This is a genomic window from Cellulomonas sp. JZ18 (assembly GCF_009720485.1).
Lineage (GTDB): Bacteria > Actinomycetota > Actinomycetes > Actinomycetales > Cellulomonadaceae > Cellulomonas.
This window is the reverse complement of record NZ_CP045245.1, coordinates 2551044-2564243: the sequence shown is the minus strand read 5'-3', so window position 1 is coordinate 2564243 and position 13200 is coordinate 2551044. Positions and strand designations below refer to the sequence as shown.

Here is a 13200-nt window from a genome sequence, read left to right as displayed (position 1 = left end):
ACGGGTCGCGGGCTGCGGCAGGATGACCCCATGCGCATCCACGTCGCCGCCGACCACGCCGGGTACGAGCTCAAGGCCGCGCTCGTCGAGCACCTGCGCGCCGCCGACCACGAGGTCGTGGACCACGGCGCGCACGAGTACGACAAGGAGGACGACTACCCCTCCTTCTGCATCGCGGCCGGTGAGGCCGTCGTCGCCGACCCCGGCTCCCTGGCGGTCGTCATCGGCGGGTCCGGCAACGGCGAGCAGATCGCCGCGAACAAGGTCGCCGGCGTGCGCGCCGCGCTCGCGTGGAACCTCGACACCGCGCGGCTCGGCCGGCAGCACAACGACGCGAACGTCGTCGCGATCGGCGCGCGGCAGCACTCCGTCGACGAGGCGCTCGCGCTGGTCGACGCGTTCCTCGCCGAGCCGTTCAGCGGCGACCCGCGCCACCAGCGCCGCATCGACGAGATGGCGGCGTACGAGCGCTCGCGCGGCTGACCCACCGGGCGGCAGCGCCCGTCCCCGACCACCACGGCCCGTGCGGGCGGTCCCGAGGGACCGTCCGCACGGGCCGTCGCCGTGCCGGGCCGCGACGTCAGAAGACCCAGCTGCACACGGGTGCGACCGGCCACGCGAACGCCGCGGCGACGGCGTCGACGTCCACGCCGGCGCGCACCGTGACGAGCCCCGCCCGCGCCATCGCGGCGAGGGACCGGCCGCCGAGGTAGGCCGCGCCGAGCTCGCGCACGTCGAGCAGCACGTCGGGCTCCGCGTCCGTCCGGGCGACCTCGGCGGTCCCGCCGGCCGGTGCGACCACCCGCCAGCGGCCGGCGTTGTCCGGCAGCAGCCCGTCCCGGACGTCGAGGACGACGTCGAGCGGCGCCGGGTACCGGCGCGCGGCGAGCGCCGCGGGCAGGTCGAGCAGGCGCACCCACACGTTGTCGGCCAGGCGCGCACGAGCGGGCCGGGGGTCGACGAGCAGGTGGGTGAGCACGTCGTCCACGGGCAGCATCGGCGTCTCCACCGTGCCCGTGAGGTCGAGGTCCAGCAGGAACGACCACAGGCGGTGCGCCGCCGCGGGGTCGAGCGCGAGGGCCTCGCGCACCTTCACGACGAAGGCGGGACCCGTCGGCTCCCACGCCGCCTTGCGTGCGAACGACGCCGCGGCGCGGACCTCGTCGGAGGCGTCGCGGACGACCGCCAGCAGCAGCGGCTCGGCGCCGTCGCGCCACGGCGGCGGGTCGGCCAGCGCGCGGGCCCGCAGCGCCGGCGTGGTGCGCGTCGCCCAGCCGGGCCGGCCGGCACCCGCGCGCACGTGCAGGTCCTGCAGCAGCGGGCCGTGCCGCTCGGGGTCGGCTGTCTCGAGCCGGACCGTGAGCTCGTCGCTGCCGGCGACCGGCCGCAGCGCCGCGCGCCGCGGCAGCGTCATGCGCAGGTCGTCGGCGGCGCACCCGTACCCGAAGCGCCCGTAGATCGGCGTCTCGGCGGCGAACAGCGCCGAGACGACCTCGCCGCGGGCGAGGGAGCGGTCGAGGTGGGCGCGGACCATCGCGCGCAGCAGGCCGCGCCGGCGGTGGTCGGGTCGCACGCCGACCCACGTCAGGCCCGCGCACGGCACGGCCCCGCCGGGCACCGGGAGGTGGAACGGGTAGGAGCCGTGCACGGCGGCCAGGGCGCCGTCGGGCGCCTCGACGCCGACCATGCGGTCGTGCGGGACGGGGAACGGGACGACCGCGTCGACGGCCGGGTCGGCCGGCACCACGAAGGCGAGGCGGTCCACGGCGAGGAACTCGTCCTGCCGCTCGGCGGGTAGCTGGAGGAGGCGGTAGCCCTCGGGGAGGTCGCTCATGGGCCCATGGTGGGCGACGGCCGGGCCCCGGGGCATGCGAATTGGCCGCTGACCTGCTGTGCTCCCCGTGCGGCCGCCCGATCGCGGCCACTAATCTCACGAGGTGGGTGCGGGGAGGGGGACCGGTGGCGCCGTGGCGCTCGTGCGTCGCGCGGCCCGCCGCGTCGTGGGTGCGTGGTCCCAGGGCGTGCTCACCCTGGCGTTCGTCCTCACGGGCGTGGCGCTCGCCGTCGCCGTCGCGCGCGACCCCCGGTGGTTCTCGCCGTCGGCCTTCGTGCTCCTGCTGCTCGTGGCGGCGTCGGTCCTGCGGTGGCGGGCGCTCGTCCTCGTCGTCGCGGTCGTGCTCGGCCTCACCACGGCGCTCGCGGTCGTCGCGAGCCCGACGATGCCGCCGGGCGCCGCGGTCGTCCTGCTGCTCGCGTGCGCCGCGGTGCTCGTCTTCTCGTGGGAGCGGGTGCGGCTGGGCCTGCAGGGCGCGCCGGGCGCGCTCATGCTCGTCGACCTGCGGGACCGGCTGAGCGCCGGCGCACGGGTGCCGCCGCTGCCCGCGGGCTGGTCGGCGGAGGTCGAGGTGCGCTCGGCGCACGGCGCGGGCTTCTCGGGGGACTTCGTCGTGACGCGGCTCGTCGAGGGCCGACGGCTGGAGGTGGCGCTCGTCGACGTCTCCGGCAAGGGCCAGGGCGCCGGCGTGCGCTCGCTGCAGCTGTCGGGAGCCTTCGGCGGCCTGCTCGGCGCGATGGAGCCGCCGCGCTTCCTGCCGGCGGCGAACGCGTACCTGCTCGACCAGGCGTGGGAGGAGGGCTTCGCCACCGCCGTGCACCTCGCGGTCGACCTGCGGACGGGGGACTGGACGATCGCCGCGGCCGGGCACCCGCCGCCGGTCCTGCTCGACGCGCAGTGCGGGCGGCTGGAGCTGCTCACGACGGAGCCGGGGCCCGCGCTCGGCGTCGTCGACGGCATCGCCCCCCGGGTCCGCACGGGCACGCTGCGGCCCGGCGACGTCGTCGTCCTGTACACGGACGGGCTCGTGGAGTCGCCCGGGCGGGACCTGGACCAGGGCATCGACCGCTTGCTGGGCGTGGTCGAGGCCGTCGTGGCGGCAGGGGGCGGCGGTGCGTCGGCGGTGCTGGACGGCATGCGGGCACCGGACGACGACGACCGCGCGGTCGTCGTCGTGCGGAGGGCGTGAGCGTGGACGAGTCGTACGCGGCCGAGGTGCTCGCGGTCGTCGCCGCGGTCCCCCGGGGCGCGCCATCACCTACGGGCTCGTCGCGGAGGTGGTCGCCGACCGGGCGCTCGCCGCGGGCCGGCCCGCGCGTGGCGGGCCGCGGCAGGTGGGTCAGGTGCTGGCGCGCGGGGACGGGGACGTGCCGTGGTGGCGCGTCGTGAACGCCGCCGGCTCGCCCCCGGCGCACCACCTCGCGCGGGCGCTGGAGCACCTGCGCGCCGAGGGCACCCCGCTCACGGCGGACGGCACGCGGGTGCGCCTGCGCGCCGCCGTGTGGTTCCCGGAGGACTGAGCGGCGCCGCGGGTCCCGCAGCCGTGCGTCGGCCCGGGACCCGCGGTGCGGGTCAGCCCAGCGCGCGGCGGGAGCTGATGACGCCGGTGTCGAACCCGGCCAGGTGCAGCCCGCCGTGGAAGCGCGCGTGCTCGATCTTCACGCAGCGGTCCATCACGACCTGCAGCCCGGCCTCCTCGCCACGGCGCGCGACGTCCTCGTGCCACGACCCGAGCTGGAGCCACAGGGTGCGGGCACCGACCGCGACCGTCTCGTCCAGCACGGTCGGCAGGTCGTCGTGCCGGCGGAAGACGTCGACGAGGTCCGGCACGACCGGCAGCGCGTCGAGCGACGGGTACACGGGCCGGCCCAGGATCTCGGTGGCGCGCGGGTTGACGAAGTAGACGTCGTACGGCGAGCTCGACAGCAGGTACGTCGAGACGAAGTACGACGCCCGGGACGGGTTGGCCGAGGCGCCCACGATCGCGATCGAGCGCGTGCCGCGCAGGATCGACAGCCGCTCCGGGGCGCTCGGCCCCTGCCAGGTGCGGGCGCTCACCGGGCCACCGCCGTCGCGTCCGCGTCCGCCACCCGGGTGCCGGACCGGTCGAGCCCGGTCGCGGTGGCCAGGGCCTGGTCGAGGTCCCACACGATGTCCTCCGCGTCCTCGAGGCCGACGCTGATCCGCACGAGGTCCTCCGGGACCCCCGCCGCGACGAGCTGCTCGGCCGACAGCTGCTGGTGCGTCGTCGACCCGGGGTGGATGACGAGCGTGCGGGCGTCGCCCACGTTCGCCAGGTGGCTCGCGAGCTGCAGGCCCTCGATGAACCGCCGCCCGACCTCCCGGCCGCTGCGCTCCGCGGTCTCCCGCAGGCCGAACGCGAACACCGACCCGGGTCCGAGCGGCAGGTACCGCCGCGCGCGCTCGTGGTGCGGGTGCGACGGCAGACCGGCCCACAGGACGTAGCCGACGCGCGGGTCCGCCTCGAGCCACTCGGCGACGACGCGCGCGTTCGCCAGGTGCGCGTCGAGGCGCTGCGGGAGCGTCTCGACGCCCTGCAGCAGCTGGAACGCCGACTGCGGGGACAGCGCCGGCCCGATGTCGCGCAGCTGCTCGGAGCGCAGCTTGGTGAGGAACCCGTACTCGCCGAAGTTCTCCCACCAGCTCACGCCGCCGTAGGACGGCACGGGCTCGGTCATCTGCGGGAACCTCCCGTTGCCCCAGTCGAACCGGCCCGACTCCACGACGACGCCGCCCAGGGTGGTGCCGTGCCCGCCGAGGAACTTGGTCGCCGAGTGGATGACGATGTCGGCGCCGTGCTCGAGCGGCCGGATCAGGTACGGGGTCGTGAGCGTCGAGTCCACGACGAGCGGCACGCCGGCGGCGTGCGCGACCTCGGCGAGCCCGGCCAGGTCCGCGACCTCGCCCGAGGGGTTCGCGACGACCTCGGTGTAGACGACCTTCGTCTCCGGGCGGATCGCGGCGGCGTAGTCGGCCGGGTCGGTGCCGGTGACGAACGTGGTCTCGACGCCGAACCGGCGCAGCGTCACGTCGAGCTGCGTGACCGTGCCGCCGTAGAGCTGCGCGGAGGCGACGACGTGGTCGCCCGCGCCGACGAGCGCCGCGAACGTGATGAACTCCGCCGCCATGCCGGACGACGTCGCGACCGCGCCGATGCCGCCCTCGAGCGAGGCGATGCGCTCCTCGAGCGCCGCGACGGTGGGGTTGCCGATGCGGGAGTAGATGTTCCCGTACTTCTGCAGCGCGAACAGGTTCGCCGCGTCGGCGGTGTCCTGGAACACGAACGACGTCGTCTGGTAGATCGGCACGGCGCGTGCGCCGGTGGCGGCGTCGGGGATGCCGCCGGCGTGCAGGGCGCGGGTGCGGAAGCCGAAGCGGTGCTCGCTCACGGTGCTCCTCGGGGGACGGGGGCCGCAGGGGACGGCCGTGGTGCCGCGGCGCGGGGTCGCCGTGCCGCGGCGGTGGTCGGGGGACGGGTGGTCAGGGGGTCGTGCGCAGCCCGGCCGCCGCGACGAGCGCGGCCACCTGGTCGACGGCCCACGGGTTCTGCAGCGAGGTGGTGTCGCCCAGCGGCGTGCCCTCGACGAGCTGCGTGAGCAGCCTGCGCATGATCTTGCCCGACCGGGTCTTGGGGACCTCCGGCACGACCAGCACGTGGCGCGGCTTGGCGACCGGCCCGATCTCGGCGGCGACGTGCGCGCGCAGCGCCTCGCGGACCTCCGCCGCGGCGGCGAGCCACGCGGCGTGGTCGTCGACGTCGCCGGGGGGCGCGGCCGGCACGACGAACGCCGCGATCGCCTGACCCGTCACGGGGTCGGCGACACCGGCCACGCCCGCCTCGCCGACGGCGGGGTGCGCGACGAGCGCGGACTCCACCTCGATGGTCGACAGCCGGTGGCCGGAGACGTTGATGACGTCGTCGATGCGCCCCAGCAGCCACACGTAGCGGTCCTCGTCGTACGACGCGCCGTCGCCGGCGAGGAAGTACGCGCCGTGCGGCCCGTGCCCGGCGAAGCGCCGCCAGTACGCGTCGAGGTAGCGGCGTGGGTCGCCCCACACCGTGCGGGCCATGCCCGGCCAGGGCCGCTCGACGACGAGGTACCCACCCTGCCCCGGGGCGACCTCGACGCCGGCGTCGTCGACGACCTTCGCGGCGACGCCGGGAAGCGGCCGTGTGGCCGACCCGGGCTTGAGGGTCGTGACGCCGGGCAGCGGCGCGATCATCGCCGCACCGGTCTCGGACTGCCACCAGGTGTCGACGACCGGGGCGCGGTCGGCCCCGAACGTGCGGCGGAACCACACCCACGCCTCGGGGTTGATCGCCTCACCGACGGTGCCGAGCAGGCGGACCGTCGACAGGTCGTACGGCGTGCCGTCGGGCCGCGGCGGCAGGTCGTCGCCGAACCACGTCATGAAGGTCCGGATCAGGGTCGGCGCGGTGTAGTAGGTCGTCACCCCGTAGCGCTCGATGACCTCGAGGTGCCGGGCGCGGTGCGGCGTGTCGGGCGTGCCCTCGTAGATCACCTGGGTCGCGCCGTTCGCGAGCGGCCCGTACAGGACGTACGTGTGGGCGGTGACCCAGGCGAGGTCCGCGGTGCACCAGTGCACGTCCGACGGCTTGTGGTCGAACGCCGCCCAGTACGACCAGGCCGCGTGCGTCAGGTAGCCGCCGGCGGTGTGCACGAGGCCCTTCGGCTTCCCGGTGGTGCCCGAGGTGTAGATGACGAACAGCGGGTGCTCGGCGTCGAACGACCCCGCCTCGTGCACGTCCGGCGCCGTGTCGACGACGTCGTGCCACCAGACGTCGCGGCCCTCCGTCCACGGCACGTCCTGGCCGGTCCTGCGCACGACGAGCACGTGCTCGACGTGGTCCAGCCCCGCGACCGCCGCGTCGGCGGTGGACTTCACCTCGACGTCCACGCCGCGGCGGACCTGGCCGTCGCTCGTCACGAGGACCTTCGCACCGGTGTCCTGCACGCGGAAGCGCAGCGCCTCGGCCGAGAACCCGCCGAACACGAGCGAGTGCACGGCGCCGATGCGGGCGATCGCGAGCGTCACCACGACGGTCTCGGCGAGCACGGGCAGGTAGACGACGACGCGGTCGCCCGGCCCGACGCCGAGCGCCGTGAGCGCGTTGGCCGCGCGGGCCACCTCGCGCTGGAGCTGGGCGTACGTGAGCGAGCGGCGGTCGCCCCGCTCGCCCTCGACGTGCAGCGCCACGACGTCGCCGCGGCCCTCGTCGACGTGGCGGTCCACGCAGTTCACCGCCACGTTGAGGCGCCCGCCGACGAACCAGCGGGCCTCGGGGACGGTGAGCGCGTCCTCGGCGCCGCCGGGCACCGGGACCGGCGGCGCCCAGGTGTGCGCCGTGTGCCAGGGCGTGTCCCAGCGCAGGCGCCGGGCCGCGTCCTCCCAGAACGCGAGGGGGTCGGCCTCGGCGCGCTCCCACGCGCCCGGGCCGACGTTCGCGGCCGCCGCCAGCTCGGGCGGCGGCGCGTACGTGCGCGTCTCGGACTGCAGGGCCGTGATGGTGCTCATGCGTACCTCCGCAGCAGCGCACGCTCGCCGAGGGCGACGAGGGAGTCGGACAGCTTGCCCAGCAGCGCGAGCAGCACGATCGCGAGCAGGATGCGGTCCACGCGGCCGCTGTACTGCGAGTCGTTCAGCAGGAAGCCCAGCCCCATCGAGGAGGCGATGAGCTCGGCCGCGACGAGGAACAGCCAGGCCTGCGCGAGGGCGAGCCGCAGCCCCGACAGCACGGACGGCAGGACGGCGGGCAGCTGCACGGTCTGCAGCAGCCGCACGCCGCGCAGGCCGAACGCGCGCCCCGCCTCCACCAGGTGCGGGTCGACGTGCCGCAGCGCGGCCGCGACCGTCGTGTACACGGGGAAGAAGGCGCCGATCGCGATGAGCGTGACCTTCGACTCCTCGCCGATCTTCAGCCAGAGGATGAGCAGCGGCACCCACGCGAGCGACGGCACGGCCCGCACCGCGCCGAGCAGCGGGGCGAGCAGCACGTCCGCGGCCCGCGACAGGCCCACGAGCGAGCCGAGCACCAGTCCGACCGCCGCACCGGTGACGAACCCGATGAGCACGCGCTGCACCGAGATCGCGACGTGCGTCTGGAGCTGACCGCGCGCGAGCAGGTCGAGCGCCGCGTCCCACACCGACGCCGGTGCGGGCAGCTGGTACGGCGGCACGAGGCCGCCGGCCGTCACGGCGTGCCACACGGCGAGCAGGAGCAGCGGCAGCAGCGCCCCGCCGACGACCCGCACGACCGGGCGGGACCAGAAGCCGCCCCGGGGCCGGCCCGGTGCGGCGGGGCCGGTGGCGGGCGCGGCGTCGGCACCGCGCATCGCGTCGAACGGGTTGAGCGCGCGCAGCGGGCGGCCCGCGCGGTCGGTCACGGGGCCGGTGCCGGTCCCGGCGACGTGGTCGGTCATGACTGCTCCTGGGGGACGAGGAGGGGCGGTCGGGTCCGCGGCGCCCGCCGGGGGAGCGGGGCGCCGCGGTGGGTCAGCCGTCGATGCGCGCGGGGTCCGCCTCCTGCGCGAACCTCGGCTCGAACAGCTCGTCGAGGGCGGTGTCGATCGCCTCCTGGCTCGCGACGTCGCCCGACTCCACGAAGATCGGCCCGACGACCTCGAGCACCTCGCGCTGCGCGTCGCCCGGGACCGGGTCGACCGCGAGGTTGGTGCGCTCGCCGATGACCTTGGCCGCCACGGCCGGCTCGATGCCCGCGACCTCGGCGAGGATCGCGACGACCTCGTCGGGGTTCTCCTGCGCCCAGGCGCGTGCCTTCTCGTACGCGTCGACGACCGCCTGCGCGACGTCGGGGCTCTGCTCGAGGAAGTCCTCGGTCGCGTTGAGGAACCCGTAGGTGTTGAAGTCGATGTTGCGGTAGACCAGCTGCGTGCCCGACTCGGCCTCGCTCGCCGCCATGATCGGGTCGAGGCCCGACCACGCGTCGACGGAGCCCTGCTCGAGAGCGGTGCGCCCGTCGGCGTGCTGGAGGTTCTGGACCTCCACCTGGTCGAGCGGGACGCCGGCCTCCTCGAGCGACTGGAGCAGGAAGAAGTAGGGGTCCGTCCCCTTGGTGGCCGCGACCGAGCGGCCCGCGAGGTCCGCGACCGAGGTGATGTCCGAGCCGGCGGGCACGACGATCGCCGACCACTCCGGCTGCGAGTAGATGTCGATGGTGCGGATCGGCGAGCCGTTGGAGCGCGCCAGGAGGGCCGCCGAGCCCGCCGTCGAGCCGACGTCCACGGCGCCCGCGCGCAGCGCCTCGTTCGCCTTGTTCGACCCGGCCGACTGCACCCAGTTCACGGTGACCTCGTCGCCGAACGTCTCCTCCAGCCAGCCCTGGTCCTTGATGACCAGGCTGAGCGGGTTGTACGTCGCGAAGTCGATGTCGAGCGTGTCGGTGCTCCAGCCGGTGTCGCCGGACGCGGTCCCGCCGGGCTCGGCGGCGGCCGGGGCGGAGCCCTCGCCGGGCACGCAGCCGGCCAGCGCCAGGGCGGTCACGAGGGCCAGCGCGGTGGCGGGGACGGAGGTGCGCAGGGTCATCGGTGGTCCTTCGGGGAGGCGGCCGGGGCCGGGAGGGGGAGAGGGAGGGGGTCAGATGGAGTGGTGCGCGTCGGGGTCGCCCGGGCGGACGTGGTGCGTGGCGACGCCCAGGCCCTCGAGCAGCTCGGCGCGCAGCTCGGCGAGGCGCTGGTCCGCGCGGTCGCGGGGCCGGCGGCCGGGCACGTCGATGACGCGGGCGACGCTGCCGAGGTCGTCGGCGCGGCCCGCGAGCGAACGCAGCAGGAGCACGCGGTCCGCGAGGTACAGCGCCTCCTCGACGTCGTGCGTGACGAGCAGGACCGTCGCCGGCTCCGCCGCGTGCACGTCGAGCAGCAGGTCCTGCATGCGCAGCCGGGTCAGCGCGTCGAGGGCGCCGAACGGCTCGTCCAGCAGCAGCACACCGGGGTTGCGGGCCAGGGCCCGGGCCAGGGACGCGCGCTGCGCCATGCCGCCCGAGACCTGCCGCGGGCGCAGGTCGGCCGACTCCTCGAGACCGACGAGGCGCAGCAGCTCCGCCACCCGCTCGCGGCCGGCGTCCTTCGGCGTCCCGCGGGGCAGCCCGAGCGCGACGTTCGCGGCGAGCGTCCGCCAGGGCAGCAGCCGCGGCTCCTGGAACGCCACGGCCGTGCGGCGGTCGATGCCCGCCACCGGGGTGCCGTCGAGCAGGACGCGTCCGCCGTCCGGGGTGTCCAGGCCGCTCACCTGCCGCAGCAGCGTCGACTTGCCGCAGCCGGAGGGCCCGACGAGCGCGACGATCTCGCCCGCGCGCAGCTCGAGGTCGACGCCGCGCAGCACGGGCCGCGCGCCCGCGGATGTCGCGAACGTGCGGCGCACGTCCTGCAGCACGACGCCGTGCGCGGGTCGGTCGGTGCGGACCGGGGTGGTGAGGGCCATGGGACGTCCCGGGGGTCGGGCGCGGACGTCCGGCGGGCCGGGCGCCCACGAGGGGGCGGGCACCGGCGTGACCCGCGGGGGAGCGGGTCGGCGTGCTGGGGGTCAGCGGGCGCCGGTGCGGGGCGTGCAGCAGCACGACCGACAGCACCGGCACATGAGCGCCGACGGGGCGACGGGGACGAGTGCGCGCGTCGTCGTCATGTCGTCCTCCTCCGTCCGTCGGCGTGGTCTCGGCTGGTGAGACGCGGTGACCACGTCTCGGACGCACTGTAGCCGGGCGTCCAGGACCGGGGCAACGACGTCCGTGCCTGGGCGCGCCGAGGGGGCGGGAGGTCGCACCTCCCGCCCCTCGGGACGTCCCTCGCCGGCGCGGACCCCGCGCCGGCCCGCTCACCCGCCCGCCACCGCGCCGCCCTCCTCCTGCGCCCACAGCGCGGCGAGCCGGGGCAGCGTGCGCGGGTCCGTCTGCGCGAGCACGGTCGTGACGGCCGTCGCGCGCCACGCCGGCAGCTGCGCACGGACGTCGTCCTCCGTGCCGACCAGCGCGACGTCCCGCACGAGCTCGGTGGGCACGGCCGCGGCCGCGCGCGCCCGGTCGCCCGCCAGGAAGTGCGCCTGCACCTCGTCGCACGCCTCGGCGTAGCCGAGCCGGTCGAGCACGTCGCGGTGGAAGTTCGCCCCCTTGGCGCCCATGCCGCCCGCGTACAGCGCGACGAAGGGACGCACGACGTCGGCCGCCTCCTCCACCGACCCGGCGAGCACGACCGGCACGGTCGCGACCACCTCGAAGTCCTCGGCCGGACGCAGCGCGGCCGACCGCCGGGCGAACCCGTCCGCCAGCCGGTTCCGGTACTCCGCGTCCATGCGCGGGGAGTAGAAGAGGGGCAGCCAGCCGTCGGCGAGCTCGGCGGCCAGCGCGACGTTGCGCGGCCCCTCCGCCGCCAGGTGGATCGGCAGGTCGGCGCGCAGGGGGTGCACCGTCGAGCGCAGCGCCTTGCCGAGCCCTGCGCCCTGGTCGGCCGGCAGCGGCAGCCGGTAGAAGTCCCCGTCGAACCGCACGGGCGCCTCGCGGGCCAGCACCTGCCGCACGACCGCCACGAACTCCCGCGTCCGGGCCAGCGGCCGCGGGTACGGCTGCCCGTACCAGCCCTCGACGACCTGCGGGCCCGAGGCGCCCAGCCCCAGCACGAACCGGCCCCCGCACAGGTGGTCGAGCGTCAGCGCGGCCATCGCGGTGGCCGTCGGGGTGCGGGCGGACACCTGGGCGATCGCCGTGCCGAGCCGCACGCGCCGGGTGCCGGCGCCCCACCACGCGAGCGGCGTGAAGGCGTCGGACCCGTACGCCTCCGCGGTCCAGACGGAGTCCAGGCCCAGTGCGTCCGCGGCCTGCACCGCCTCCTGCGCACCCGGGGCGGACCCGCCGACCAGTAGCCGGTGTGGTAGCCCAGTCGCATCCGTGGTCCTCCGTCGCCGTCGACGCACCCGCCGGTCGGCCGGCGCACGCGGCGACACGTTACCCGCGGGTAGCCCCGCGCGAGCGGTCCGCGAGCGTGTTGAGCAGGGCGGCCGCCGTGGCCGCGTCGTCCACGGTCACGACCGTGGCGCGGCCGCCCGTGCGCCGGACCTCGAGGCCCTCGCCCCTGCGCAGGACCACGCCGACGCGTCCCTGAGCACCGACGCGGTAGCCCCAGCCGCCGAAGTCGGCCAACGGGTCGACCGTCACCGTGCGCGCCTCCTCGACCTCCTCGAGCGGCACCCGCAGCGTCGGCCAGCCGAGCGCGGACCGGGCGGTGAGCCCGGCGGCGTCGACGCGCACGCGGAACACCGACATGGCGGCCAGCAGGGCCGCGAGCACGACGACCAGCAGCCACAGCGCGGGCATCGGCATCGTGATCGCGAGGCCCGCGACGAGCAGCACGGCCGCGCCCCCCGCCACGAGCACGGTCGACCCCGACGCGGTCCGGGTCCACGCCGCCCGCTCGTGCTCCGCCAGGGGCACCCGGGGGCGGCCGGGTCGACCGGGCGCTCCGCGGGGAGCGCGCGGTCGCCGGGGACCGCCCAGGCGGCGAGGGCCCCCGCGACGAGCCCGCCGACGAGCATCGCCGTGACCGCCGCGCCCACGTCCCGACGTCCCGCGCGTCCGCCAGCCCGCGCTGCGCGTGCAGCGTGCCCAGGACCAGCGCCGACATCCCGACCGCCAGGCCGGTCGCCACGCCGGCGCACAGGCGGCGCACGGACGCCTGACGTCCCGCGACGAGCGCCAGGACGAGGGCGGCCGCCGCGAGGGCGAGCGTGACCGCGCCCGTGCCGAGGAGCAGGCGGGGCAGGGTGTCGAAGCCGTCGACGCCCGACGGGCCCCAGTGGGTCGCCACGGGGTCGGGCAGGTCGGGCGCCCACGAGAGCGCGACGCCGGTGGCGGCGCCCACGACGACGAGCGGGACGACGCCGCACAGCAGGACGCTGCTGCCGCGGTGCGGCACGGGACCGGCCGGGTTGGCGGGGTGCGGTGCGGTCATCGCAGGGCCTCCTTGACGAGGGTGGTGACGGTCTCCGGGGCGACGGCGAGCCGGCGCGCGACCTGCGCCAGCCGGGCGACGGCGTCGTGCAGCTCGCTCAGGTCGGCGCCGGCGCGCGCGGCCACGACGGCGCCCCGGCCCCGGTGGAGCTCGATGACGCCCTCGTCCCGCAGGTCCTGGTAGGCGTGCAGGACGGTGTGCAGGTTGACGTCGAGCGCCCCGGCGAGCTCCCGTGCGGACGGCAGCCGCTCGCCGGCGCGCAGCTCGCCCCGGGCGACGCCGGAGCGCACCTGTGCGGCGAGCTGGGCGTACAGCGGCTCGCCGGAGGCGGTGTCGATGCGGAAGAGCACGTCCCGAGCCTAGTAGTTA

12 protein-coding genes and 1 pseudogene are annotated in these 13200 nt (G+C 76.5%); 3 read left to right on the top strand and 10 right to left on the bottom strand.

Annotated features, from left to right (window positions below; genetic code table 11):
- Positions 1-30: 30 nt before the first annotated feature.
- Positions 31-483, top strand: a complete 453-nt coding sequence (locus GC089_RS11620; protein WP_155377807.1) for a ribose-5-phosphate isomerase — start codon at positions 31-33, stop codon at positions 481-483.
- Positions 484-580: 97 nt separating this feature from the next.
- On the opposite strand, the gene GC089_RS11615 is transcribed toward GC089_RS11620, so the two are convergent.
- Complete coding sequence (locus tag GC089_RS11615) at positions 581-1834, bottom strand: GNAT family N-acetyltransferase (protein WP_155377806.1); 1254 nt, start codon at positions 1832-1834, stop codon at positions 581-583.
- Positions 1835-1967: 133 nt separating this feature from the next.
- Here GC089_RS11615 and GC089_RS11610 point away from each other — a divergent pair, with 133 nt between their 5' ends.
- Both GC089_RS11610 and GC089_RS11605 read left to right on the top strand, forming a co-directional pair.
- The gene (locus tag GC089_RS11610) at positions 1968-3023 is read left to right on the top strand and encodes a PP2C family protein-serine/threonine phosphatase (protein WP_230684763.1); all 1056 of its coding nucleotides are present in this window, start codon (positions 1968-1970) and stop codon (positions 3021-3023) included.
- 88 nt (positions 3024-3111) lie between these two features.
- Complete coding sequence (locus tag GC089_RS11605) at positions 3112-3354, top strand: MGMT family protein (protein WP_370513992.1); 243 nt, start codon at positions 3112-3114, stop codon at positions 3352-3354.
- Between the two features lie 52 nt (positions 3355-3406).
- Here the strand turns inward: GC089_RS11605 and GC089_RS11600 are convergent, their stop codons facing one another.
- The 9 genes and pseudogenes from GC089_RS11600 to GC089_RS11560 form a co-directional block, all read right to left on the bottom strand.
- On the bottom strand, positions 3407-3892 hold the full coding sequence (locus tag GC089_RS11600; protein WP_136520498.1) for a CoA-binding protein: 486 nt from the start codon (positions 3890-3892) through the stop codon (positions 3407-3409).
- Complete coding sequence (locus GC089_RS11595) at positions 3889-5244, bottom strand: O-acetylhomoserine aminocarboxypropyltransferase/cysteine synthase family protein (protein ID WP_155377804.1); 1356 nt, start codon at positions 5242-5244, stop codon at positions 3889-3891. The genes GC089_RS11600 and GC089_RS11595 overlap by 4 nt, the downstream gene beginning before the upstream one ends.
- A gap of 91 nt (positions 5245-5335) precedes the next feature.
- A complete protein-coding gene (gene acs / locus GC089_RS11590; RefSeq protein WP_155377803.1) occupies positions 5336-7393 on the bottom strand; it encodes an acetate--CoA ligase in 2058 nt (685 codons plus the stop codon).
- Complete coding sequence (locus GC089_RS11585) at positions 7390-8211, bottom strand: ABC transporter permease (RefSeq protein WP_155379170.1); 822 nt, start codon at positions 8209-8211, stop codon at positions 7390-7392. The genes acs and GC089_RS11585 overlap by 4 nt, the downstream gene beginning before the upstream one ends.
- Positions 8212-8371: 160 nt before the next feature.
- A complete protein-coding gene (locus GC089_RS11580) occupies positions 8372-9421 on the bottom strand; it encodes an aliphatic sulfonate ABC transporter substrate-binding protein (protein WP_155377802.1) in 1050 nt (349 codons plus the stop codon).
- Positions 9422-9472: 51 nt separating this feature from the next.
- The gene (locus GC089_RS11575) at positions 9473-10315 is read right to left on the bottom strand and encodes an ABC transporter ATP-binding protein (RefSeq protein WP_155377801.1); all 843 of its coding nucleotides are present in this window, start codon (positions 10313-10315) and stop codon (positions 9473-9475) included.
- 390 nt (positions 10316-10705) lie between these two features.
- Positions 10706-11769: pseudogene (locus GC089_RS11570) on the bottom strand (LLM class F420-dependent oxidoreductase).
- 59 nt (positions 11770-11828) lie between these two features.
- On the bottom strand, positions 11829-12257 hold the full coding sequence (locus GC089_RS11565; protein ID WP_155377800.1) for a hypothetical protein: 429 nt from the start codon (positions 12255-12257) through the stop codon (positions 11829-11831).
- 570 nt (positions 12258-12827) lie between these two features.
- Entirely contained in the window at positions 12828-13181 is a 354-nt protein-coding gene (locus tag GC089_RS11560) for a GntR family transcriptional regulator (RefSeq protein WP_155377799.1), read from the bottom strand.
- Positions 13182-13200: the final 19 nt, after the last annotated feature.

What these genes read in the sequence shown, in the direction of transcription:
- GC089_RS11620 (WP_155377807.1), top strand. Translation starts at nt 31, where the DNA reads ATGCGCATCCACGTCGCCGCCGACCACGCCGGGTACGAGCTCAAGGCC.
- GC089_RS11615 (WP_155377806.1), bottom strand. Translation starts at nt 1,834, where the DNA reads ATGAGCGACCTCCCCGAGGGCTACCGCCTCCTCCAGCTACCCGCCGAG.
- acs (WP_155377803.1), bottom strand. Translation starts at nt 7,393, where the DNA reads ATGAGCACCATCACGGCCCTGCAGTCCGAGACGCGCACGTACGCGCCG.
- GC089_RS11585 (WP_155379170.1), bottom strand. Translation starts at nt 8,211, where the DNA reads ATGCGCGGTGCCGACGCCGCGCCCGCCACCGGCCCCGCCGCACCGGGC.
- GC089_RS11580 (WP_155377802.1), bottom strand. Translation starts at nt 9,421, where the DNA reads ATGACCCTGCGCACCTCCGTCCCCGCCACCGCGCTGGCCCTCGTGACC.
- GC089_RS11575 (WP_155377801.1), bottom strand. Translation starts at nt 10,315, where the DNA reads ATGGCCCTCACCACCCCGGTCCGCACCGACCGACCCGCGCACGGCGTC.